Raw genomic sequence first — 22,323 nt, 5'->3', positions numbered from 1 at the left:
GATGGCGGCGGACGTAGCATCCAAGCGCAAGGCGGTTGTGGACGCTCTGATGGATCTCGCATCGCAGCGGCGTTGGGACGAGATCGAGGTCGGCGACGTCGCCAAGGCCGCCAACCTGTCCCTCGCGGAATTCCGTGAGCTCTTCCCGTCGAAAGGTGCCGTCCTTGGCGCTCTGTCGCGGCAGATTGACAAGCAGGTGCTGGAAGGGACCACTGAGGACCTTGCGCAGGAACCCGCGCGCGAGCGCATCTTCGACGTGATCATGCGCCGCTTCGATGCGCTGACCCCTTACAAGGGGGCGCTGCGCAACATCTTCCGGGATCTTCAGTTCGATCCGCTGGCGCTGGCGGCGTTGAATCGCGAGGCCCTGAATTCGCAGCGCTTCATGCTGGCCGCAGCGGGGATTCCGACCGAGGGGCCGCTGGGAACGCTGAAGATTCAGGGAGCGGCGCTCGTCTATGCCAACACGCTGCGCACCTGGCTCGATGACGATGATCCTGCGATGGCCAAGACCATGGCGCGGCTTGATCGCGAGTTGCGACGCGGTGAACGGGTGATGGAGCGCGCGGAGGATGTCCGCCGCCTGACGGCGCCTCTGCGCGCGGTCGGTCGCGCGCTTATGGAGAACCGCAGGTCGTCGCGGAGCTACACGAAACGCAAGGACAACGGCGAGACCAGCAATCCGGCCGCCGCCATCTGAACGCACGATCAGGGGGAGATATGGACCAAGTCGCTTCGGGGCTTACGCCGATCACATTCGATGATTTTCTGAAGGTCGACATCCGGGTCGGCCGGATCGTCGCGGCGGAGCCTTTTCCGGAGGCCCGCAAGCCGGCGTTCAAGCTGACGATTGATTTCGGACCGGAGATCGGCACCAAGCGTTCTTCGGCGCAGATCACCGTTAATCACTCCCTGGACGAACTTGTCGGCAGCCAGGTCCTCGCGGTGGTAAATTTCCCACCGCGCCAGATCGGCCCGTTCATGTCCGAAGTCCTGACCCTGGGCGTGCCGGATGCCAACGGCGACGTGATGCTGATCCGGCCGGACCGGGACGTTCCGATCGGCGGGCGGCTTTACTGATGGATGAGGTGGTGCAGGGCCTGCTCATCGTTGGAGAACGACGGGTCCTGCTCGGCTTCAGGGCCAGCCACAAGCGAACCTATCCTCATTTCTGGGACTTGTTCGGTGGGCATGTGGAGCCTGGCGAAGGCTTGGAAGAGGCGCTTGTTCGCGAGCTCCGCGAGGAGCTCGATATTGCCGTGACACGCTTTCGCCCCGCAGCGCCGGCGATGGTAGACCCCAATCCTGCGGCAAACGGACAAAAGACATATCACTCTTATCTGATCGAGGCGTGGACAGGGCATGTGACGAATGCCAGCGACGAACACACCAAGATCGCGTGGTTCCCGGTCGAAGAGGCTCTCGCGCTGGAGGCGTTGACCGATCCTGCACGGCATGCCCTCGAAGCATGGTGCGTAGATGCATCAGGCCGGCAGACGCACCGTGGCGCGTAGGCCCCCGAGAGGACTGTCTCCGAGCGTGATGTCTCCACCGTGAGAGCGGGCAATATCGCGGGCGATCGCAAGACCGAGGCCTGAGCCTCCTTCGTCCTGGTTGCGCGCCTCGTCCAGACGCACGAAGGGCTTGAACACCTCCTCGCGCAGATCCGCCGGAATGCCGGGGCCGTCGTCATCCACGTGCAGCACCAGCCAGCGGGTCTCGTGATTGGCGTTGATCTGGATCGTGTCGCTGTGGCGCGCCGCATTGGCGACGAGGTTGAAGAGCAGGCGTCGGAAGGCATCGGGTCGCACGGTGATGATGGGATCGCCCACCATGTCGAGGCTGGTGGTGTGCCCCTGCCTTTCGGCATCCGACTGAAGATCCTGGAGCAGGGGCCGCAGGTCCGTCTCGATGGCCTGCTCGCCAGTATCGCCGCGCGCGAACGCAAGATAGCCCTCGAGCATGCGGCTCATCTCGTCGACGTCGCGCTTCAGGTCTTCGACCTCGGGCGTCTGCTTCAGGAGGACGAGGGACAGCTTGAAGCGCGTGAGGATGGTGCGCAGGTCGTGGCTGACCCCGTTCAGCATGGTTGTGCGCTGTTCCATGTTGCGCTCGATGCGTCGCTTCATTTCGAGGAACGAGTGGCCAGCTTGCCGGACCTCGCGGGCGCCGCGTGGGCGGAACTCGATCTCACGCCCCTTGCCGAGAGCTTCCGCCGCTTCGGCAAGGCGCAGGATGGGACGGATCTGATTGCGTAGGAACAGGATGGCGATGCCCATCAGGACAAGGGAGGAGCCGCCCATCCAGACTAGGAAGATGTGTGAGTTCGAAGCATAGGCTTGGCTGCGCCGCGTCAGCACGCGCATCACCGTCGTGGGGTCGAGCTTGACGCGGATCTCGACGAAGTTCGACCGTCCCACGGTGTCCATCCAGTAGGGCCTGTCGATCTGCCGGCGCAGCTCATCCGACAGGGTCTCGTCCAGGATCGAGAAGAACGGCTTGGGGCCCGGAGGCGGCAGGTCCGTGTCGTGGAGGATGTCCACGTCGAGCTGCAGCCGCTCGGAGGCGATGCGGGCGAGCGTTGTCGCGTCGCGATCCTGCGGATAGCTCTCGTAGATGTCGATCAGCGCTGCGATGTCGGACGTGACGGCGGAGGACAGGCGGCGCGTCACCAACTGCCAGTGCCGCTCCATGAAGACGTAGGCCACGACCGATTGCAGTAGCACGATGGGCGCGATGATGATGATCAGGGAACGCGCATAAAGCCCCTTCGGCAGAATCCGCCCGAGCCACCGCATGGCGATGTCGAAGGGGGAAAGCTTCAGGGCCGTGCTCAGCTTCATCGGTCTATCACGAGGCGGTAGCCGATTCCGCGCACGGTCTGCAGCAGGATTGGATTAGCCGGATCGATCTCGATCTTGCGGCGCAGCCGATTGATCTGCACATCGACCGTGCGCTCGTTGGCGGCAAGGCCGTTGCCGGCGAGCTCCTCGCGCGGGACATTGTCGCCGGCCCGGGAGCCCAGGATCGTCAGGATTTCCCGCTCGCGTTCGGTGATGCGGACGATCTCATCGCCCTTTCGCAGCTCGCCACGGTCAAAGCGGTAGGTGAACGGTCCGAAGCGGACGATGTCGGGAATGTCCGACGCGTTCGGCAGCTCCGTGGGAGCGATCCGCTTGAGGATGTTGCCGAGCCGCAGCAGGAGCTCGCGAGGCTCGAAGGGCTTGGGCAGATAGTCGTCCGCGCCGATCTCCAGCCCCGTAACGCGGTCCCCGGCCTCTGCCCGGGCGGTCAGCATCAGAATGGGGATCTGCGAGGTCTGGCGCAGGCTGCGGGCATAGTCGAACCCAGATTCTCCCGGCATCATGACGTCGAGCACGAGAGCGTCGAAGACGAAATTCTCGGCCTTCGCCCTGGCATCGCTGGCGCTTTCGGCGGTGGTGATGCGATAACCGTTCTCGGTCAGAAAGCGCGCAAGGAGATCGCGCAGCCGCCGGTCGTCGTCGACCACGAGGATGTGGGGGGCATGGTCGGGGATATCGATGCGTGTAACTTCCATCGTCCGGCTTTATCAGACTTCCTGCTTCCCGAATACGAGGCGCTCCACATGCTCCCGATCATCGGGGTCGATGAGACGCACGAGGTAGCGGGTCACCAGCTCCTTGGCGTCCGGCTCCAGATCCGAAAGCGCCCGTGCAATGCGCTTGGTCTGCAACTTGGCGAGCTTCAAGGCCAAATCGTGGCCTTGCGGCGTCACGTGCAGGAGGCGTTGCCGCCGGTCCGACGTGCCCATGCGGCTCTCGATGAAGCGCTTCTCGATCAATTCCTTGAGAACCCGGTTCAGGCTCTGCTTGGTGATCCGCAGGATATCAAGGAGCTCCGCTATGGTCAGGCCCGGCTGCCGGTCGACGAAATGGAGAACCCGGTGATGCGCGCGCCCGAAGCCGTATTCGTCCAGGATCCTGTCCGGATCGCTGACGAAATCCCGATAAGCGAAGAACAGCAACTCGATGAGATCATAGGCGGGATGGTCGGCCCGAATATCGGCGCCGAGCCTGGGGGAACGTAGAACCGGGATTGCGTCGGGCACCGTCTCTGTCCATTATTTACGTCAGCGTTGTTGACATATCTCAAGACGATTGTTACTCGTCAAGGCGCTTCCGCGAAATGAATGAAATCGAAACCGCGCGGAACGGCATCGGAAATTTCGCGACCCCGATGAGCCATATGGTCGCCCTTCAGGAGAAGACTCATGTCCGGTACCCCCTTCGATCAACGTGATGGATGGATTTGGTATGACGGGCAGCTGGTACCGTGGAAGGACGCCAAAGTGCATGTCCTGACCCATGCCCTGCACTATGCATCCAGCGTTTTCGAAGGCGAGCGCGCCTATGGCGGCACCATCTTCAAGTCGATCGAGCATGCCGAGCGCCTCAAGAAATCGGCCCAGATCCTCGATTTTGAGATCCCCTACAGCGTCGCCGAGATCGACGCGGCGAAACGCCTGGTTCTCGAAAAGAACGGCCAGCGGGACGCTTATCTGCGCCCGGTTGCATGGCGCGGATCGGAAATGATGGGCGTGTCCGCTCAGCACAACAAGATTCACCTCGCCATCGCCAGCTGGGAATGGCCGAGCTATTTCGACCCGGCCCAGAAGATGAAGGGGATCCGCATCGACATGGCCGAGTACCGCCGTCCCGATCCGGCGACGGCGCCTTCCACGGCCAAGGCTGCCGGCCTCTACATGATCTGCACGATCTCCAAGCATCGGGCGGAACGGCGAGGCTATGCGGATGCGCTCATGCTCGACTGGCAAGGGCGTGTTGCGGAATGCACGGGAGCGAACGTGTTCTTCGTCAAGGACGGTGTTCTGCACACGCCGATCGCGGACTGCTTCCTTGACGGCATCACCCGCAGGACGGTGATCGATCTCGCCAAGCGGCGGGGCATCGAGGTGGCCGAGCGCCGCATCATGCCCGAGGAGATGGCCGGATTCAGCGAGTGCTTCATCACCGGAAGCGCCGCCGAGGTGACGCCAGTCGCCGAGGTCGGCTCCTATACCTTCAAGCCGGGGGCTCTCACCAAGACCCTGATGGAGGATTACGAGGCCGAGGTTCAGCCCAAGGCCAAGGCGGCCTAAGGCTTACAGTAGATCCGTTGTTTTCGAGGGCGGCTGCGCAACGGCTGCCCTTTTTGCTGTCCGGAGCCGGGTGGATCAGAAGTCTTCCGTATCGGGAATTCGATTGAAGGCGATTTTTGCACCTGCATAGCCTCCGGGAATGTCGGCCCAGGGCCCCCAATGCAGCAGAGGGCCCCGGTGATGGGCATTCAGCCGGTCCGCGAGGAGGGAAAGGTGTTCCTGCCGCCGCTTGATCCTGGCTTCGGTCGTGTAGCCGAAGAGATCCGCTTCCCGTTCTGTGGCGCTCACGAGGTCATTCAAGGTGACGTGGACACTCCGCAGACGTTCACCGGCGGGCCGCTCTCGGGCGGCATGGCGGAACAGGCGCGCAAGGCTCGCAAGGAGCGAGGGGTCGTCCGCGGTGGGCTGGAACCGTTCCTCTCCATACCAGTCGGCGCTGTGGCGGTCCGTGAGCCATAAGTCCAGCGTCTTGGCTGAGAAACCGCCGCGGCGCATCCGGCTCGCGGCCTTGGCCAGGAGCACGCGGGCGCAGTCATAGGCACCTTCGAGATGCCGCCAGTCCGCTGGGAGCACCCGTCCATGGCCGAACATGCGCCTTTGGGTCTCTGGCCGCTCGACGGCGTAGCCGTGCAGCCCCATCCACAGGCGCTCGCCCTCGACGCTGCCCCAGAGACGGCGCAATTCCTTCGGCTGCACGCGCCATAAGGCGGCCATATCGCTGATTCCGGCCCGGGCGAGGCGGGCCGCGTTGCCGCGAGCGATGCCGGGAATGTCGGTGAGAGGCAGAGACAGAAGCCGCCCCGGCAGGTCCTCAGGATGGAGGATGACGAGCCCGTTCGGCTTTTCCATCTCGGCTGCAATCTTCGCCAGCAGCTCGTTTGGTCCCAGGCCGATGGAACAGGTGAGGGTCGCGCCGACATCTCGGGCGATCGCGGCTTTGACGCTTCGGCCGAGAGCGAGCGCATCCGTCTGTTCAGACGGCGTGAGGACACAGACCATCTCATCGATCGAGCACACGGCCTTGACCGGCAGGACCGTCTCGATGGCGCGAATAATCTCCCGATGCAGATCCACATACCGCTCGTGCCGCGCTGTCACCAGGACGATCCCAGGGCACAGGCGGCGGGCATCACGGACGAAGGTGCCACGCTTGACCCCGAGGGCCTTCGCCTCGCGGCTGACGGCAATGAGACCCGTATGTTCTGAGGCGATTGGGATGACGCCGACAGGCCTGCCGCGCAGGTCCGGTCGGAGATGCTGTTCAGCGCTGGCGAAGAATGAATCGAAATCCACGTAGAGCCGTTCGACTCCTGCCGGTCTGCGCATCGGACGCCCACCTCTAGAAATTGTCTGAACAAATCAGGAACACAGGCGTTTTCGCGAGTCGAGTCAGAAACCTGTGGATAACGGGGACGGTTTTACCTTGCGAAGACTGATCTTTCTTTGCGTTACAGGGGAATACGAAATCTTGTTCTCTCTTCGAACGTAATGCGAACAAAAAGAGTTTCCGCCCCGCCGTCTTGAACTCTCGCCGGATGCGGCAAGAAGGATACCCGGCTCAAAAAAAGAACACTAAGTAATTGAGCCGCGCGAATTGCGAAATTTCGGTGCCTCGATTTGAGAGCTCTGTCTTCTCGCGCAAGCTTGGAAAGATAGCCAGCTGTCGCGCGTGGCGAGGGTGAATATGACGCGTCGAAGCGTGTGATCCGGGCCTTTAGGACAGAAAGGAGGGATCCGGCGCCTTGCCGAAGCGGAGTTTCGGCAGAATGGCCGCAGGGCCTCCACATTGAAGGTGCAGGTATTTAGCTTTCCGGCATTAGGTCTTTTCTCGGTATGCAGTTCTTGTCCAGATCCTTGTCCCAAGCGTTTCGCAGGGTCGCCAATACCCTTCTCCTCGCCATCGCGGTCTGCGTGGTGGTTGTGGATGATATCTTCCGCGCTTTTGTCATTCCCGCCGTACAGGCGCTGGCCCGCTTGCCGGTCATGCGATGGCTCGAGGCCTTGATTTCGCGGCTTCCCCCTTATGGCATCCTGACCCTGTTTCTCGTGCCTCTCGCGATCATCGAGCCCCTCAAGGTCTATGCCCTCTATCTTTTCAGCCTTGGGCATTTCGCGTCCGGATTGCTGATCTTCTTCATCGCGAAGGTGGTCGGGCTCGGATTGGCGGAGCGTCTGTTCGCCATCGGGCGGGACAAGCTCCTGACCATCGGTTGGTTTGCCTGGTGTTTTGCCAAGACCGTGGCCATTCGGGACCGCGTCCATGCTTGGCTCGCCGGAACCTGGGCATGGCAGCAAGCGCTCCGGTTCGTCAAAGCAGCCCGACAGGCCGCCACCAAGGTAGCCAGCGGCCTGTCGGGCTTCCTGAAAGGCGACGGTCGGCGTGGCTGGCTCGCGGCGGCCCGCCGTCGCCTACGTCAGCGGCCGATCCTTTAGAGCCCCCCTTTCGCTGCCGCCGAAGTGCTCCCATATGGACGGCATGGAGCATCTCGCTCCGAAGGGATGACAGACGACGATGATGAAGATCGCCTCTCGCCGCAGCCGCATAATGCTAGTGCTCGCGGCGGCTCTTGTTTTCGCTGGCAGCGCGGCGGAGGCTCGCGTCGGCGGGGGACGGGGCAGCTTCGGCTCGCGCGGTGCCCGCACTTGGAGCGCACCCCCGAGCACTAACACGGCACCGGGCGGAGCTGCGCCGATGCAGCGGTCGCAGATCCCGAACCAGGGGCCGACATTCAACAATCCCGGCATGCCCAATCCATCGGCCGCGCAGCCGCGCCGGTTCGGCTTCGGCACAGGCTTGATGGCAGGCCTCTTCGGCGCCGGCCTCTTCGGCATGCTGATGGGACACGGATTCCTCGGCGGACTCTCGGGCCTCGGTTCGTTCCTGGGCCTCCTGCTTCAGATCGGCCTTGTCGTGTTCCTCGTGTCTCTCGCCATGAAGTGGTTCCGGCGTCGACAGGAACCGGCCTATGCCGGTCCGCAGGGCTATGGCCGGACCGTTTCCGGTGGTCCCTCGGTACCGCCGTCGCGGCCGAGCGGGCTTAGCGGGCTGGGTGGTCTGGGCGCTGGACTCGGCGGTCTTGGCGGTTCGGCAGGGCCGTCTCAGGCACGGCCGGGCGTTCGTGACGAGGTCGGTATCGGCGAGCAGGATTATGGAGCGTTCGAGCGCTCCCTGAGCGACGTGCAGGATGCCTATTCGCGCAATGACGTGGCAAAGCTCTGGTCGCTGGCGACGCCGGAAATGGCCGGCTACATGCAGGAGGAGCTGAACGACAATGCCGCGCGCGGTGTCGTGAACACCGTGTCCGGGGTTCGTCTTCTCCAGGGCGATCTTTCCGAAGCCTGGCGAGAGGGCGGTACGGACTACGCGACGGTCGCCATGCGATACTCCCTCATCGATGTGACGACCGACAAGGCCACCGGCCGCATGGTGGAGGGCGACGCCACCCGTCCGGTCGAGGCGACCGAGATCTGGACCTTCCGCCGCGATCAGGGTGGTCCTTGGAAGCTTTCGGCGATCCAGCAGGCTTAAGGACAGCGCTTCTTCCCGCAAAATCGAGGGCGGCCGATCATGGATCGGCCGCCCTTTTTCATGCGCGGAAGATAGAGCCTATTCGGCGGCCTGTCGGCGGCCCGAATGTTTGCCCTCCTGAACTTCCTCGATGATCTTGGCGCTGAAAGCATCAAGGTCCCCGGGGTTGCGGCTGGTGATCAGGCCTCGGTCCGTCACGACCTTCTCGTCACGCCACTTGCCTCCGGCATTGATCACATCCGTCTTGATGGAGTGGTAGGATGTGCAGTTGAGATCCTTGATCAGGCCCGCCTCGATGAGGAGCCATGGCGCATGGCAGATTGCCGCGACGGTTTTGCCGCTGTTGTAGAAGGCATGGATGATTTCGATGGCTTTTGGCTCGACACGCAGTTTGTCCGGATTGATCTGACCGCCCGGGAGCACGAGTGCGTCGAACTGAGACGGATCGATGTCTTCGAGATTTTTGTCGACCTTGACGCTTTCGCCCCAATCCTTCTCGTTCCAGCCGCGAATGCTGTCCTGCTTCATCCGGGACGTCGGCGACGCCACAACGACCGTCGCGCCGGCTTCCGACAATTTCTTCTTCGGTACCATGAGCTCCGATTGCTCGAAGCCGTCGGTCGCCATGATAAGGATCTTTGCCTGTTTGATATCGGGCATGGCGTTCTCCTTGTTTTTGGGATGGGCGGGGAACGGGCGAGGAGACTGAGAGTTCCGATGCCTGTCGGAACCCCTCCAGAGCCGGTCGGTTGACCCTTTGAGCGAAACGCACAAAGGAACCGATATGGCCAATCCAGGTATTCCCGATCGGGAGCCGATTCCGGGCGGCAATATTCCGAGTACGGTCCCGCCTGCGCCGCCGGATGAGCAGCCCGACACTGGCCCGACCGGGCCACGTACACCTTATCCGGTCAACGATCCTGGCATCACGGACCCTAGGGGGCCTGGGTCGGAGCCCGATTATCTACCAGGCAACCCGACGGATCCGGGTACGCGCTATTGAGGGGAGAATGGCCATGGATGATGTTTCGATGAAGCGGGAAGTGGTCGCAGGGCAGCCCACCATGGCGATCTATGTCTCAGGCCGGCTCTTCAGGTCCGGCCTGAGCGAACAGGAGGCGACATCGTTGATGGCGGAGCTCCTCAACCGCCAATACACGGAGGCCAAGACACCTTAGGTCGACGATAAGTGCCGAACTTAGATTTCCAGGATCGCGTAGGGTTTTCCGTTCGGCTTTTCGATATGCTTGGCGACGTTGTAGACGCGCTGGCCGCCAGGCGTGCGGCCTTCAAACCGTCCACGATGCGCGTGACCGTGCACGATGGCCGACACCTTGAATCGGTCGATGGTCTCCGCCAGTCGCGAGGAGCCGAGGAACGGATAAATTTCCAGCGGCTCGCTTTCGATCGTATCGGTGATTGGCGCATAGTGAAGAATGACCACGGAACGCTTGGCGCGGACTTGGCGCATGGCGTTTTCGAGCCGGAGCGTCTCGTTCATGGCCTCTCCGACGAATTGTTTGATCGCCGGTTCGCCGAACGAACCGAGCATGCGTCGACCGAACCCACCGGCAAAGCCTTTGACGCCCACGAAGCCGACGCCGTCGATCTCGCAGGACTGCCCGTCGAGCACACGCATGCCGGCGTCGCGAAGGATGTGCGAAACCTCTTCCGGTGCGCCGCATTCATAATCGTGATTGCCCAGGACGCCGACGACGGGGATCGAGCAGGCTTTGATGTCCTGGGCCAGCAGCTCGGCCTCGCGCGGTTTGCCGAGATCCGTCAGGTCACCAGCAAGCACGAGGACATCGGCTTCCTTGGAGATTTCCCCGAACAGTTCTCGATAGGAGGCTGCATTGTCTTCGCGAACATGAAGGTCGCCCATTGCCGCGACCTTCAAAGGTGTTTGTGCGTCAGTCATTCCGCCATTCGCCTTCGCCGCCCACATCGGCGAAGCCCCATTCCTTCACGTCGATTTCATAGTCGATCCGCGAGAACATGCGCCCGCGGCACACCTTCATCTGCGGCGGAGGAAGATCGAGCTGTTTGGATAACCGATCGAGCAATTCGTCCATGACCCATCGCGGAACGTTGTCGCGCTCGGTCGGATAAATCCAGCGGAAGTTCAGGAGGTGCATGAGCAGCACTTCCCAATGCACTTCCATGTATCCGAGCAGGCGATGCCAATCGATGAGGTCGTGAGCCTTCAGAATGGTGTGAGCGACGTCGGCGCCGTCATAGCGGTGACGCAACTGAATGAAGCACTTGGACCAGACGAGTTCCGTTGGTCCGACGATGCGCACAGGAGAGCCGAAAACTTCGATCTGCCGGGCATTCTCGAACCATTGATCGCCGATCGGCATGGTGCCGTTCGAGGAGGCGAAGATCACGTCGAAGAAATAACGGCCCTTGAAGACCTTGCCGAGCCAGCGGTCGTCCTCGATCTCCACGGCGTAGCCCAGGCCCTTGAAGTGGGACAGAACCCGCGTGTAGTCGCCCGCCTTGCAGAAGATATCGAGATCCTTCGTCGGGCGCGTGATGCCCGTATAGGCCGACAGGGCGTAGGTCCCGGCAAGGAGGAATGGCAGGCCGAGCTGGTTCAGCTCCCGCAGCGCCTCGGCATAGAACGCTTCGGCCTCGGGATATTGCAATGTCGGCTCAGCCTTCGCGTCGAGAATCGGCACGCCGGGGTGAGCGATTGGGGTGAAGTCCGGGTTGTGAACCGTCATCAGCCTCATCCGAAAGGGCAGATTTCGCCCGCGTTCGACAACCGGATGGCGGTAATGAAGTTCCGTCGCTCGGCGAGAAAGCTTGTCCGGAAGGGCTTATGCTTGCAGGCGCAGATCCCGGACGGTCCCCTGCCCGGAAGCGTGGATCGCAATGCCGAGAGACTGGAGCATCGGGCCGATCGCTTTCTCGAACAAGGCGACATGCTTCCCGATTTCAGCCATGTGCTCTTCCTGCGTCAACGTCTTGCCGTCCTTGGCCAGTCGATGACCGGTTTCCGTCATGGTTTTCCAGATAAAAGCGGCGATGTCGCTTTCGCGTCGCTGATGGGCAAGCCAGATCATCTGGTCGATCTGTTCGACCCGGATGCCGTTGCCGGTGATCGGCGACGCGAAGCTGGAATAGGTGTATTCGTGCATCGTGTTCGTCGCAACGGCCAGATTGAAGGCCTCGGTCCGGCGACGGCGCTCCGCGAGGCCTTGCTCCGTCAGCGACGGGTAACACAGGCCTTGGCCGACAAGACTAACCAGAGCTTGCTTGATCTTGTCGATGCCGTGCTTTGCCAAACCGGGCATGGCGACGATCTCACGCAACGACCGGGGATGATAATGCAGAGCCGTAGTCAGAGCTTCGCGGAATTCCTCCTGTAGCTTGAGACTATAGCCTCGGCCCTTCACCTCCGAGGGAATATCCGAGCCTGCACGCGACAGCGCGAACCGCGTATCGAGCCAGCGCTCGCGGGTCGCGAGTCTGCTGAGCCTGACCGGACCCTTGATGAAGATATCTTTCCGGAAGTTTTGGTTGACGATGTGGTCACGTACCGTTTCCCGGAGCGCGATGTCGTCGATCTCCGACAGGATCTTCCGCTGATCTTCGGACAGGTTCAGTTCATCGATTGTTTCTATGGGCGAAGCCGATCCCACCCATTGCAACTTCGCCTCCGCGAAGTCTCGGGCTACATCAATGAAGTAGAATGGGTGAAGGTCCGCATTGAAATATTCGTGGGCGATGTAGTTGAGATCCTTCGTTCCGATCTGAGCAAGCCGTTCCGCCAGCTGCGGCTGGCTTGCGAAGTAGCGCGTTCCGAGCTTGCTAAGACGCTCGGCAAAGTCGAGCGATGTGCGGATTCGGGAGATTTTCGAGCCTGCTCCTTGCGTGGCAGCATGTTCGATCAACAGGCGCCGGAGCGGCATTACCGAAGCCCACCCAGGCATCGTGTTGTAAGAGGCGTAGAGTATGCCGCCTGGCTTGAGCCGCCGTCTGGCGAATTCGACGATCGCCCGACGGTTCTCGGCCGAGATCCAGCTATAGATCCCGTGGAGCGCCACGAAATCGAAGGGCGGAAGGTCGTTCCGTTCCAGGAATTCGGCAAAGCTGTCGTCGAAGAACTGGACGTTGTCCAGTCCACCAGCCTCGGCGAGCGCTCGCGCACGGACCACGTGGGTCGGATTGAAGTCGGTTGCGTAGAACTGAACATGCGGGTTAGCGGCAGCGAGGACGTTCGTCGACAGGCCCTGGCCGCATCCCAGCTCGCAATAGGCCAGTGGCTCTTCGCGGAGGCCGGGTGCATCGATCCCCTGCATCAGGGCCGTGAAGCTCAGGAAGCTTGGGGCAAGTTCCCGATAGAAGCCGTGCGTATATTCGACGTCGACAACGTATCCCGAAGTCCAATCTGCCACTGTTCCAGGCTCCCGGATCCTGCTTGGATAATATGCTATATCATAGCAAATTGCCGTTAGGCGAGATCCTTCTTGGGCTTATGCTGAAAACTCAGTGGCCGCCGAGAGAGAGGCGGGCGTCGCGCGGGCTGTTGAGGATCTCTAGCAGGCTGTTGGCAATATGGCGGGCCTCGTTGTCCTTCAGACGAAGCATGAAGGGCGCAAGAGTGCCGGCTTGCAGGGCGACCACGGCCTGGCCATTCTCGTCCATGCCAATGTCGATGGTCGGGGATGTCACGTCGAGCATCTCCTCCATTCCGTCCTCATCCGTTTCCGGGCCTTCCCCGATTGCGCTGAGCAATTGGCTCAGAGCCTTGACCAGGGAACGGGCTGCGTGCGGATCCATGACGACAGCCGTCGATTGCTCGCCCTTCTGGAAGGCGAGTTGAATGTTGGTGCCATCGAGTGTGACGGAAATTCCTGCCATGAAGTCTGAGCCTCCCCGCCAGATATGGGGTCGCAGGCCGCGAAGCGAAAGACAAGGGGGGACGACGGGCCAAATGGCCGTCGTCCCGAAGAAAGATCCCACGGCCGGGGAGGGCCGCGGGACATGAAACGGCTGCTTTGCGCCAGGAGGGGCCTACATGGATCCGGATCCCGTAGAACTCGTGGTGCGCCGACGATCCGGAGTCTGGCCAAGTCCTGAGGTAGCATTCTTCGTGTCGGGACTCGTCCATGTGCTGCCGGTCATGCCGGCATCGGCGCCCAGCTGGACGCGCAGATTGTTCTGGACATGGGTCACGCCGGAAACGGAATCGGCGATGTCCTCCGCATGGCGCTTCTCGAAGCGGCTCTGGACGGTTCCGTTGAGAGTCACCTCGCGGCCAGCGACCGTCACCTCGATTTCAGAGGCATCGACGTGGGAATCGTCGGTAAGGCGATCGTTGACGTCCTCACGGATGCGCTCGTCCGAACGCTGGTAGCCTTTCGGGCCGCGGCCGCGGTTCTCGGCGCGGCGCATGTCCATTTCGCGCCGCCGATCGGCATCCTCATCTCCAAACCAGGAGCGGATCTCGTCGCCGGCGCGCTCGAGGAAGCTGCGGTCTTCGCCGTAATCGCGGGAGCCGCGGCCGAAGGCGCCGGTCCCCCAACGGTTGCGATCTTCGTCGAAGGACGAGCCGTAGCCGTAATAATCCCGGTCGCGGCCGTAATCGACGCCGTAGGCGGAGAACCCGCGTTCGCGATCCTCGCCGACCACGTCGCGCCAATCGCGGTCGGAGCCGCCGCTGCCGTACCCGGCAGCATCGCCGAGGTCGCGCTCTCGGGCAGATTCATATCGATAGTCGCCATAGTCGCGGTTATAACCGGATGAGCGATTGCCGAAGCCGCGACGGGCGATGTAACCGTCTTCGTCTCGGTCGCGGCCATATCCATAGTCGGGCCGGCGGGTGCCGTAAGCCTCGTCCCTGCCGCGCCAACCCCACGAGCGGTCACGGTACCGGTCGGGGTCGTAGCGATAACGGTCGTTGGCCATGGGAGCGTTCCTCGTTGTTTGAAAAGGCGAGCCGCCGCGGCGGCAGCCCTGCACGCCAACGGCAGGGCCGAATGAGGGTTCCTCGCCAGGGGCGATTTGCAGCGCCTTGAAACTGAAGAGATGAGGTTTCCCGCCAAGGGGTGCTTTGGAGAGCGCGAACTTGGGCAAAAGGGGAGGATGTCTTGCATTTACCCCATCATTCCCCTAGTTATTTTTCCATCGACATTTGGCCGGACGACTGGGCTACACCGCTTTGGCACTGCCGGGCGCACGTTCCTTCTCTCTACCAATATCGACTAGCGGGCGGTTCTGTTTCGGCATTCCGCCTACGTGCAAACGACAGTGAAAGGGAATTCCCATGGAAACGGGAACCGTGAAGTGGTATAATGAAACCAAGGGTTATGGTTTCATTCAGCCCGACAACGGCGGCAAGGACGTGTTCGTTCATGCGACGGCGCTTGAGCGCGCTGGCATGCGGGGTCTTCGCGAAGGCCAGAAGATCACGTATGAGCTTCAGACCGACCAGCGGACCGGCCGTACGTCTGCAGTGAATCTGCAGAACTCGTAAGGTTTCGATGTCGGAGGGCGTGCCTGCCGCGTCCTCCTGCATTTCAGCCGTTCCGGCAAGGGGCGGCTTTTTGTTTTTCGCCACGAAAGGCTTTGCATGGCAAAGGAAGAACTAATCACGTTCGAAGGTCTAGTGACCGAAATTCTGCCGGATGCGCGTTATCGCGTGCAGCTCGACAACGGACATGAAGTGATTGCCTACACCGCCGGCAAGATGAAGAAGAACCGCATCAAGACCCTCGCAGGTGACCGCGTCACGGTCGAGATGTCGCCTTACGATCTCGAGAAGGGCCGTCTCATCTTCCGCCATAAGGACTCGGGCTCGTCCTCCGGTCCCCGGCCGCCGCAGCGAGGCGGTCAGCAGTTCCGCCGCCGCTAAAGACGGCCGCCTGATATCAGGCGACCGCTGCCATGACCGAGAGGGTCACGCGGTCGGGACCAATGTCCTCATCCATATCGGTGAAGTGCATCAGCTCCGCGAGGCGGTTGCGCGCGCGGTTCACGCGGCTCTTGATCGTGCCGACGGCGCAGCCGCAGATCTCGGCCGCCTGTTCGTAGGAAAAGCCCGAGGCGCCGACGAGCAACAGAGCTTCACGCTGATCGTGCGGCAGGCGCGCGAGCGCTTTCTGCAGATCCTCGAAATCGAGATGGGGAAGCTGGTCCGGCTGGACCGATAGAGTCGAGGCGTATTTGCCGTCCGCATCTTCCACCTCGCGGCGACGTTTGCGGTATTCCGAATGGAAAAGATTGCGCAGGATGGTGAAGAGCCAGGCCTGCATGTTCGTGCCCGGCTGGAAACGGTCGATGTTCGCGATGGCGCGCATCAGGGTTTCCTGCACCAGGTCGTCGGCGCGGTCCACGTTGTTCGTCAGCGAAATTGCGAAGGCGCGCAGGTTTGGGGTCGCCTTGAGCATGGAATCGCGAAGCGTGACGTCGATGCTCATGATTGCTGCTTCTCCGGCACCCCTTGATCGAGGCGGTTGATGATTTCAATGAAGCGATCTGGAACGGGTGTCTCACCGAGCGCCAGACTCTCGTAGAACTGCCGCAGCCGCATGCCCAGTTGGGCCTGGACGGAGCGTGTCAGCGCAGGCGAGGCGTGCTTCATGCCTGGAACGGGCTCCAGTTCATCATAAGGTAAATCCTTGCGGTTCTTTGCTTTCATTGGGCCATCCTGATCCATGCGACTCCGTGAACTCCAAGACGGGTCGCACTCATGGCGGCACCCAATCGCCGGAGGTTCAACGCCGAGGTTCCACGGATCGTTCCCATGCGAAACGGCAATTCCCACCGTCCCCGGAAAGCGTTTCGGAACTTAATCCTTACCGTCAAGTTTCCTTCATCGATGCCTCTCGTGAACCCAAAGCGTGCTGTGGGTTGCAAGGGGCGCAAGGCAGTAACGGTCGCGCCGGCCTTGGTGGAAACGGTGCGGCTCAAAACGGGTCAAGGACATATCAAAATGGCATTAAGCACCATTCTCCTCATCATCGTCATCCTGCTCCTCCTCGGCGCCGTGCCGGCATGGCCCTACAGCCGCGGCTGGGGCTACGGCCCGAGCGGCATTCTCGGCGTCATCCTGGTGATCTTCATCATCCTGCTGTTGATGGGCCGAATCTGACGAAAAGCTGCGCGAAGAAACGTGCGACCGGTCCGCCGGTCGCACATCTCGGAAGGAGAGCTGAACCTGGACCGACCGGCGGCGTTCTTCTTAGTCCCGGAATTCGGTCCATGCCCGTCTCTCGCCTTTTCGCCCTCCGTGGGCTGCCGCGTGGGTCGGCACCCATCGCACTCCGGTCTCCGCCGCGGCCCATCGCATGGACTCGCGGCCGAGGCATCCTCGCGGCGAGGACACCCCATCCCGTTGTGAACACGGCTTCTCCGCGCCGGAAAGGTCGAGCGTGCTGAGCCGCTTCACAGAGCTTCACCGAACCTCGCGACCTAAGGCCGTGGTCATGGCCGTCGCGGCGGTCGCGCTGGCCATCATCGCCCGCTATGCCCTCGATCCTGTGCTGGGTGACAGGGTTCCATACATCACCCTCTATCCCGCCGTGCTCATCACCGCCGTCTTCGGCGGCGGCGTTGCCGGGACGTTGACACTCCTGTTCGGAGCCGTTGCGGCGGCGGCATTTCCGGTCTTCTTTCACGGCGCTCTGCCAGGGGCACCGGCCGCCGCTGTGGCGTTCGGGATCTATCTCCTCTGCGGCGGGATCGCAGTGGGCGCTGCATCCTCCTTGCGGGCCACCATCGGTCGCCTGCAGCTGGCTCAGGAGAAGCTTCTCGCCTCCCTCGACGCATCCGGGGCCGGCACCTGGCGCTGGGACGTCCGCACCGACACGTTGGAATGGGACCCGGCCCTGGTGCGTCTCTTCGGCCTCGACCCTGACGAGGCGCCACGGACGCAGGCCGATTTCAGCCAGCTCGTCCATGAGGACGACCGGGCGACGATCGACAAGGTCATCGCCGAGGCGCTCGCCACCGGACGGCCGACCGAATTCGAATTCCGCTTCCTCGGCCCGGACGGAAACCTCCGCTGGATGTATGTCCGCAGCCGGATGATCCGCGATCCCGGCGGCCAGCCCGACGCCATGGTCGGCGCCTGCCTGGAAGTCACGGACCGCAAGCGCGCCCAGCAGCGCCAGACCCTGCTGGTGCAGGAGCTGAACCACCGGGTGAAGAACACCCTCGCGGTGGTGCAATCGCTGGCGATGCATACGCGGCGCGGCAGCCGCACCCTCGACGAGTTTCAGGAGGCCTTCGAGGCGCGCCTCCTGGCCCTTTCGGCGACCCACAACATCCTGACCCGCGAATTGTGGGAAAGCGCCTCCCTGATCGAACTCATCGCCGCCGAGATGATGCCCTTCGGCGGTCTCGCAGGCGGGCGCGTCCACGCCTCCGGACCTCCGGTGCGGCTGAAGCCGCAGCAGGCATTAGGCTTCGGCCTCGCCCTGCACGAACTCGCCACCAACGCGGCGAAATACGGCGCGCTCTCCCGGCCGGAGGGCCGCCTCGTCATCGCCTGGCGGACCGTACGAAAGCCGGATGGCCAGACATGGCTCGCCCTCGACTGGGAGGAGCGAGGCGGGCCGCCGGTGACGCCGCCGAAGCGCCTCGGCTTCGGCTCGAAGCTCATGGAGCGCAGCATCCGCAGCGAGCTCGGCGGCGAACTCGATCGCAACTTCGACCCCGCGGGCCTCACCTGCACGATCCGCTTCCCCCTGGAGACAGGACCGGAAGAGGGCAGGGTGCTCCCGCCCTAAAACCGTCCCGGCCACTCGCCATCATGGTTGGCGCGAAACGAGCCGGAGCGTGGCATGATCGCAAGGCTGGGATTGCTGGGCCTTCTGCTGTTCGGAGCCGCCTCTGTGGCGTTCTACCGGGTCAACGACCGGATCGTCTGGGACATCTGCCGCCGCGAGAACCGGCCCTACCGGCAGGATTGGACGCTCTCCCTCTACTGGCAATGGCGCAACCTCGCAGGCTGGTACGCCGATGCCCGCCGCGCCGGGCTCTTCCTCGCGCGGGCGCTTGCCACCGCCGCGATCATCCTCACCTTCCTGGGCTCGGTGGTGGCCGGGATTCTGGCGACCCAGGCGGGGTGAGGCGCGCGAACACTCTGCCGGGCCCGTACCCTCCCCGGAACACCCTTTGTCACCACCCGTCATTCCGGGACGGCCCTATGGGCCGGGCCCGGAACCCATAGACACCGGCGTTGAAGGAGAGGGCACAATAGCAATCGCTGCTTTCTGTCCTGCATCGTCAGCGGTTATGGGTTTCCCCGCTTCGCGTGGCCCTTCGGGTCGGGCTCGCCTGCGGCGCCCCGGAATGACAGTGGAAGCGACTTTGTGCCGAGGTTGTTCAACCCAAAGGCAAGCCAACACTCCTGTCAGGAGTCGCCGTCTCCGTCAGCCTCGCGTGCACCGCGAGCCAGAACCGCACCGCCTCCCGCTCTCCGTCCCGCTCCGCGAGAAACGCCCGCAACAGCACCTCCGCCCCGGCTCCGTCGCCATAGGCCTGCCGCAACACCCGCGAGGCCTCGGCGGGCGCCAGACGCCGCCAGAGCGCGGCTTCGCGGGAGTGTTTCCAGGAGGGTGGCATGGGCTCTTGGTTGAAAGCGGCGGATACTCCAAAATATCCTAAAACGGGATAATTGCGAACAAAAAATAATCCGGCTGTCGGGGCAGGGCAGCCGATGCAAAAGACGATCTATACCCAGCAGCACCAGCGCTTGTGCGAATTGCTGATCGAAGCGCGGAAGAAGGCAGGTCTCACGCAAGTGGAGGTCGCTGAGCGTTTAGGAAAACCGCAGTCGTTCGTGGCAAAGTACGAGGGCGGCGAGCGGCGGTTAGATGTGATCGAATTCTTAGAGGTGGCTGAAGCGCTAAAGCTTGAGCCAAGCATCTTGATCAAGAGGCTGGTCGAGTCAAAGCCAATCAGTTGACACAACATTTTTGTTGTGTATATATGATCCTATGATCATCCTAAATGAACGAGATTATCGAAAAGCAAAATCCCGTCTTCTAAAGCTTCAGCAAACGCTTGATGCACCCACAATTTGGGATGCTGTAAGGGTTGGATTCTCGCCCGAAACTATTGATGCGCAACGCACTGGTATTGGTAAGGCAATCGAAGCTCTAGAAGCTGAAATCGCCAGCTATGAGCGGCTGAAAACTGATTCCTCGGCTAGGCCCTTTCTTGAGAAAAATGATGACTTGGGCCTCCTCCCGATCGTTGGGCGTATTTCTCGCGGCCTATCTCAGAAGCAGCTGGCAGAAAAACTTGGCCTGAAAGAACAGCAAATTCAAAGATATGAATCGGAACGCTATTCCTCTATAAAGCTTAGTAGCTATAAGCGTGTATTGGAGGTTTTGCGGGTTGATGTTTCTGCAAACATAGCGTCTCTGGACAGTGATGAGCGCGAGGAAATCCTCGTTAAACCATCTTCTGCGCTGATTAAAGCAATTCGTGAACGCGGTTGGCTTGAAATTGATAAAAGTCAGTCGCCAGCAAAGATTCTGCAGATATTTGATGAATTCGTAGCTCGAAATCTTGGAAAAACCGCCGGCCATGCTCTCTTTAGATCGACAATTTCTAAGAAAATAGACGAAAATAGTTTAAAGTTATGGAAGGCGAGAATTGTCGAACTTGCTAAGTCGCAACTTCGGATCAAAAAGGAATTTGATTTTATTGATGTGTCGTGGATACGCGACTTAGTTCGCCTAAGTTCGCGTGCAGATGGAGTAAAGCAAGCTATCAATTTAGTTCAACAGCGAGGAATCGCTATCGAGATTGAGCCTCAGCTCCCTGGTTTAAATATCGACGGCGCAGCGTTCTTAGTAGAGGATAAGCCAGTAATTGGTCTTACTCTCAGACATGATCGTGAGGATAATTTCTGGTTCACGCTACTTCATGAATTAGGACATATATTCCTTCATTATGGGCAAGGTTTGCAGGACGGCTTCTTCGATGATCTTGATGCTAATCGAGGAGGAAAATTAGAGGTTGAGGCAGATCAGTTCGCCGAGGATGCTTTAATACCTAAAGAACTATGGCGCACGTCACCTGCGCGCTTTTCAAAGACAATTGAACCTGTGCAGAAGTTCGCTGCTGGACTTAGCATAAATCCTGCCATTGTTGTTGGTAGGATAAGACGAGAGCGAGGATTCAACCTGTTCAGCAACTACACTGGACAGGGTGGAGTAAGGAAATGGCTGCTTGGTAACCGCGTTATGGAAGAAAGGCCAGACTAAATGCTTCCTATCGAGACCACACATTATACCCCCGTGCTGCGCCTCAAGAAGGGCGAGTATACAGGCCTTGAATCATTGGCCAATGAAGTTAAGGACTTTGTGTTGCCATATCTGGTCTTACCTCCACCAGATGATCCTGACCCAGAATTGCGCCGTCATTTAAAAAAGGAAGAACTAATCAATGAGCACGGTGCGCGTATAGGGAAGCACTGGAGGCTTAGGCCATGCATTGTTGATCACCGCTTTCTTAGGGATACATTGGGAGGCGAGGCTGCAGGAGTCTGGTTACCTGAGTTATATGACGTGATTGCTCGCGCTCACGGCATGGCAATGCCATGTCTTGGGTTGAATGCACATTCCGAAGAGTGTCGTGGTGTCGGTATTGTTCTGCGGAAGTATAATACCGGTATGTGTTTGCGCCTTGCTCTTGCTGATTTGGCAGATGCTGCTGTTGCTACACGCAGCCAAAGATTGCTTTTGAGCCTCGGCGTCAAGCCGAGTGAGACGGTTTTAATCCTGGATTTGTCCGATCTATCTTTGGACAGTCCGGAAATGGTTTCTGACACAGTTTTGGAGTTGGTTCATAATGCTCAAAATATAGGGACTTGGCGCCGAATAATATTTACAGGAACTCATTATCCTGAGGCTAACCCTGCGCCAAAGAATGGTGCAGTTCGGCACCCGCGGAATGAATGGATCTGTTGGCTTAATTTGATGTCTAAGGACCCCGAACTTGTAGGACAAGTATATTACGGGGACTTCTCAGCAGATTCTGCTAAATTTTCCTTTGGTGGAAAGGGTAGAGCGGCTATTCCTCATCTCAGATATACGTTAAAGGACGAGTGGCTTATTGTCCGTGGCGGACCTGCGCAGCTTGATAGTGAGGGTGCTGTCATTTGTGACGGAACTATAAGATCTGTTGCGCGTGGAATTGTATCATCTGGTGATTTCTACGGGGCAGAGTTTTCAGACGCTGATGATTTTATTTACAACTGTAGTCGAGGAGAAGGGGGCCCTGGGAACTCTACAACTTGGCGAAAAGTGAATACAACGCATCACATAACCATGGTGGTGGCTGAACTAGCGGAGCGTGCCGGAACAAAGCTTCCTCGCCGCGTCAGTCAACCTAGATACGAGCAACTCACATTTGATGAGTTGTAGGTCTAGAAGCTAATAACTTGAAGCTGCTGAGGGCAAAAATATTGCAATTCCTCTCTTAGGGTTATCCCCGATATCTTCTTAGGTACTGGGTTTGCGCTCAAAGCAAGGAGCTTAGGTATTCATCGCCCCCGCCCTTCAGCTTCCGCCCACCATGCCCTTGCGTCGAGCGGAGAGGGCATCTGCGGGGGGGCAAAGGCACATCGCGGTCTGCGCCGTAGCCTTATAACAACCAGCGAGCCGGTAGCCTTCGGACGACCGTC

At 60.5% G+C, this 22,323-nt stretch carries 29 protein-coding genes; 16 read left to right on the top strand and 13 right to left on the bottom strand.

What is annotated here, in order from left to right:
- Position 1: 1 nt before the first annotated feature.
- Genes K9B37_RS18120 through K9B37_RS18110 form a run of 3 tightly spaced genes read left to right on the top strand, consistent with a single transcriptional unit; the run spans position 2 to position 1,514 of the window.
- Positions 2 to 700, top strand: coding sequence for a TetR/AcrR family transcriptional regulator (locus K9B37_RS18120; protein WP_224314936.1), 699 nt, complete (start codon positions 2 to 4; stop codon positions 698 to 700).
- A gap of 20 nt (positions 701 to 720) precedes the next feature.
- A complete protein-coding gene (locus K9B37_RS18115) occupies positions 721 to 1,080 on the top strand; it encodes a tRNA-binding protein (protein WP_224314935.1) in 360 nt (119 codons plus the stop codon).
- On the top strand, positions 1,080 to 1,514 hold the full coding sequence (locus K9B37_RS18110; protein WP_224314934.1) for an NUDIX hydrolase: 435 nt from the start codon (positions 1,080 to 1,082) through the stop codon (positions 1,512 to 1,514). The genes K9B37_RS18115 and K9B37_RS18110 overlap by 1 nt, the downstream gene beginning before the upstream one ends.
- Here the strand turns inward: K9B37_RS18110 and K9B37_RS18105 are convergent.
- From K9B37_RS18105 to K9B37_RS18095, 3 genes are read right to left on the bottom strand one after another with little or no spacing between them, the layout of a single operon-like run.
- Positions 1,485 to 2,843 carry an ATP-binding protein gene (locus K9B37_RS18105; RefSeq protein WP_439651751.1) on the bottom strand — a complete coding sequence of 453 codons (1,359 nt, stop codon included), beginning with the start codon at positions 2,841 to 2,843 and terminating at the stop codon, positions 1,485 to 1,487. The two genes, K9B37_RS18110 and K9B37_RS18105, sit on opposite strands and share 30 nt — an antisense overlap.
- Positions 2,840 to 3,559 carry a response regulator gene (locus K9B37_RS18100; protein WP_224314933.1) on the bottom strand — a complete coding sequence of 240 codons (720 nt, stop codon included), beginning with the start codon at positions 3,557 to 3,559 and terminating at the stop codon, positions 2,840 to 2,842. The genes K9B37_RS18105 and K9B37_RS18100 overlap by 4 nt, the downstream gene beginning before the upstream one ends.
- Before the next feature lie 12 nt (positions 3,560 to 3,571).
- Positions 3,572 to 4,090 carry a MarR family winged helix-turn-helix transcriptional regulator gene (locus tag K9B37_RS18095; protein WP_439651750.1) on the bottom strand — a complete coding sequence of 173 codons (519 nt, stop codon included), beginning with the start codon at positions 4,088 to 4,090 and terminating at the stop codon, positions 3,572 to 3,574.
- 162 nt (positions 4,091 to 4,252) lie between these two features.
- On the opposite strand from K9B37_RS18095, the gene K9B37_RS18090 reads away from it, so the two are divergent.
- Positions 4,253 to 5,140, top strand: a complete 888-nt coding sequence (locus K9B37_RS18090; protein ID WP_224314932.1) for a branched-chain amino acid aminotransferase — start codon at positions 4,253 to 4,255, stop codon at positions 5,138 to 5,140.
- 75 nt (positions 5,141 to 5,215) lie between these two features.
- On the opposite strand, the gene K9B37_RS18085 is transcribed toward K9B37_RS18090, so the two are convergent.
- Positions 5,216 to 6,466 carry a Y-family DNA polymerase gene (locus tag K9B37_RS18085; RefSeq protein WP_224314931.1) on the bottom strand — a complete coding sequence of 417 codons (1,251 nt, stop codon included), beginning with the start codon at positions 6,464 to 6,466 and terminating at the stop codon, positions 5,216 to 5,218.
- 528 nt (positions 6,467 to 6,994) lie between these two features.
- On the opposite strand from K9B37_RS18085, the gene K9B37_RS18080 reads away from it, so the two are divergent.
- Together K9B37_RS18080 and K9B37_RS18075 are read left to right on the top strand one after the other, a co-directional pair.
- Complete coding sequence (locus tag K9B37_RS18080; protein WP_224314930.1) at positions 6,995 to 7,573, top strand: hypothetical protein; 579 nt, start codon at positions 6,995 to 6,997, stop codon at positions 7,571 to 7,573.
- Between the two features lie 79 nt (positions 7,574 to 7,652).
- Complete coding sequence (locus K9B37_RS18075; protein ID WP_224314929.1) at positions 7,653 to 8,669, top strand: Tim44 domain-containing protein; 1,017 nt, start codon at positions 7,653 to 7,655, stop codon at positions 8,667 to 8,669.
- A gap of 78 nt (positions 8,670 to 8,747) precedes the next feature.
- Here the strand turns inward: K9B37_RS18075 and K9B37_RS18070 are convergent, their stop codons facing one another.
- Entirely contained in the window at positions 8,748 to 9,329 is a 582-nt protein-coding gene (locus K9B37_RS18070) for a type 1 glutamine amidotransferase domain-containing protein (RefSeq protein WP_224314928.1), read from the bottom strand.
- 124 nt (positions 9,330 to 9,453) lie between these two features.
- Here K9B37_RS18070 and K9B37_RS18065 point away from each other — a divergent pair, with 124 nt between their 5' ends.
- Entirely contained in the window at positions 9,454 to 9,672 is a 219-nt protein-coding gene (locus tag K9B37_RS18065) for a hypothetical protein (RefSeq protein ID WP_224314927.1), read from the top strand.
- A 13-nt stretch (positions 9,673 to 9,685) separates the two neighbouring features.
- Complete coding sequence (locus K9B37_RS18060; protein WP_224314926.1) at positions 9,686 to 9,847, top strand: hypothetical protein; 162 nt, start codon at positions 9,686 to 9,688, stop codon at positions 9,845 to 9,847.
- Between the two features lie 20 nt (positions 9,848 to 9,867).
- On the opposite strand, the gene K9B37_RS18055 is transcribed toward K9B37_RS18060, so the two are convergent.
- The 5 genes from K9B37_RS18055 to K9B37_RS18035 all read right to left on the bottom strand — a co-directional run bounded on the left by K9B37_RS18055 (position 9,868) and on the right by K9B37_RS18035 (position 14,588).
- Complete coding sequence (locus tag K9B37_RS18055; protein WP_224314925.1) at positions 9,868 to 10,590, bottom strand: metallophosphoesterase family protein; 723 nt, start codon at positions 10,588 to 10,590, stop codon at positions 9,868 to 9,870.
- Entirely contained in the window at positions 10,583 to 11,398 is an 816-nt protein-coding gene (locus tag K9B37_RS18050; RefSeq protein WP_224314924.1) for a nucleotidyltransferase family protein, read from the bottom strand. The genes K9B37_RS18055 and K9B37_RS18050 overlap by 8 nt, the downstream gene beginning before the upstream one ends.
- Positions 11,399 to 11,494: 96 nt before the next feature.
- Positions 11,495 to 13,075, bottom strand: coding sequence for a class I SAM-dependent methyltransferase (locus K9B37_RS18045; protein WP_224314923.1), 1,581 nt, complete (start codon positions 13,073 to 13,075; stop codon positions 11,495 to 11,497).
- 91 nt (positions 13,076 to 13,166) lie between these two features.
- The gene (locus K9B37_RS18040; protein WP_224314922.1) at positions 13,167 to 13,541 is read right to left on the bottom strand and encodes a hypothetical protein; all 375 of its coding nucleotides are present in this window, start codon (positions 13,539 to 13,541) and stop codon (positions 13,167 to 13,169) included.
- A 153-nt stretch (positions 13,542 to 13,694) separates the two neighbouring features.
- Complete coding sequence (locus tag K9B37_RS18035; RefSeq protein ID WP_224314921.1) at positions 13,695 to 14,588, bottom strand: BON domain-containing protein; 894 nt, start codon at positions 14,586 to 14,588, stop codon at positions 13,695 to 13,697.
- Positions 14,589 to 14,946: 358 nt separating this feature from the next.
- Here K9B37_RS18035 and K9B37_RS18030 point away from each other — a divergent pair, with 358 nt between their 5' ends.
- Both K9B37_RS18030 and infA read left to right on the top strand, forming a co-directional pair.
- Positions 14,947 to 15,156, top strand: a complete 210-nt coding sequence (locus tag K9B37_RS18030) for a cold-shock protein (RefSeq protein WP_224314920.1) — start codon at positions 14,947 to 14,949, stop codon at positions 15,154 to 15,156.
- A gap of 96 nt (positions 15,157 to 15,252) precedes the next feature.
- On the top strand, positions 15,253 to 15,534 hold the full coding sequence (gene infA / locus K9B37_RS18025) for a translation initiation factor IF-1 (RefSeq protein ID WP_224314919.1): 282 nt from the start codon (positions 15,253 to 15,255) through the stop codon (positions 15,532 to 15,534).
- Positions 15,535 to 15,550: 16 nt separating this feature from the next.
- On the opposite strand, the gene K9B37_RS18020 is transcribed toward infA, so the two are convergent.
- Both K9B37_RS18020 and K9B37_RS18015 read right to left on the bottom strand, forming a co-directional pair.
- Positions 15,551 to 16,099, bottom strand: a complete 549-nt coding sequence (locus K9B37_RS18020; protein WP_224314918.1) for a sigma-70 family RNA polymerase sigma factor — start codon at positions 16,097 to 16,099, stop codon at positions 15,551 to 15,553.
- Positions 16,096 to 16,338 carry a NepR family anti-sigma factor gene (locus tag K9B37_RS18015; protein WP_224314917.1) on the bottom strand — a complete coding sequence of 81 codons (243 nt, stop codon included), beginning with the start codon at positions 16,336 to 16,338 and terminating at the stop codon, positions 16,096 to 16,098. Before K9B37_RS18015 ends, K9B37_RS18020 begins: the two co-directional genes overlap by 4 nt.
- Positions 16,339 to 16,614: 276 nt before the next feature.
- Here K9B37_RS18015 and K9B37_RS18010 point away from each other — a divergent pair, with 276 nt between their 5' ends.
- The 3 genes from K9B37_RS18010 to K9B37_RS18000 all read left to right on the top strand — a co-directional run bounded on the left by K9B37_RS18010 (position 16,615) and on the right by K9B37_RS18000 (position 18,754).
- Entirely contained in the window at positions 16,615 to 16,773 is a 159-nt protein-coding gene (locus K9B37_RS18010; RefSeq protein ID WP_224314916.1) for a DUF3309 family protein, read from the top strand.
- 280 nt (positions 16,774 to 17,053) lie between these two features.
- Positions 17,054 to 18,412, top strand: coding sequence for a sensor histidine kinase (locus K9B37_RS18005; protein WP_224314915.1), 1,359 nt, complete (start codon positions 17,054 to 17,056; stop codon positions 18,410 to 18,412).
- A gap of 54 nt (positions 18,413 to 18,466) precedes the next feature.
- Complete coding sequence (locus tag K9B37_RS18000) at positions 18,467 to 18,754, top strand: hypothetical protein (protein WP_224314914.1); 288 nt, start codon at positions 18,467 to 18,469, stop codon at positions 18,752 to 18,754.
- Between the two features lie 256 nt (positions 18,755 to 19,010).
- Here K9B37_RS18000 and K9B37_RS17995 read toward each other — a convergent pair whose 3' ends face one another.
- Entirely contained in the window at positions 19,011 to 19,250 is a 240-nt protein-coding gene (locus tag K9B37_RS17995; protein WP_224314913.1) for a hypothetical protein, read from the bottom strand.
- Positions 19,251 to 19,344: 94 nt separating this feature from the next.
- Here K9B37_RS17995 and K9B37_RS17990 point away from each other — a divergent pair, with 94 nt between their 5' ends.
- Genes K9B37_RS17990 through K9B37_RS17980 form a run of 3 tightly spaced genes read left to right on the top strand, consistent with a single transcriptional unit; the run spans position 19,345 to position 22,063 of the window.
- Positions 19,345 to 19,593 (top strand): helix-turn-helix domain-containing protein, encoded by a 249-nt coding sequence (locus K9B37_RS17990; protein WP_224314912.1) that lies wholly within the window; start codon positions 19,345 to 19,347, stop codon positions 19,591 to 19,593.
- 31 nt (positions 19,594 to 19,624) lie between these two features.
- Positions 19,625 to 20,902, top strand: a complete 1,278-nt coding sequence (locus K9B37_RS17985) for a helix-turn-helix domain-containing protein (protein WP_224314911.1) — start codon at positions 19,625 to 19,627, stop codon at positions 20,900 to 20,902.
- Positions 20,903 to 22,063 (top strand): beta family protein, encoded by a 1,161-nt coding sequence (locus K9B37_RS17980; RefSeq protein ID WP_224314910.1) that lies wholly within the window; start codon positions 20,903 to 20,905, stop codon positions 22,061 to 22,063.
- The last annotated feature ends 260 nt before the right edge of the window (positions 22,064 to 22,323 follow it).

Origin of the sequence: Microvirga puerhi (genome assembly GCF_020089865.1) — a bacterium.
GTDB lineage: Bacteria > Pseudomonadota > Alphaproteobacteria > Rhizobiales > Beijerinckiaceae > Microvirga > Microvirga puerhi.
The sequence above is the reverse complement of the archived record's forward strand: the minus strand, read 5'-3'. Positions and strand labels throughout refer to the sequence as shown.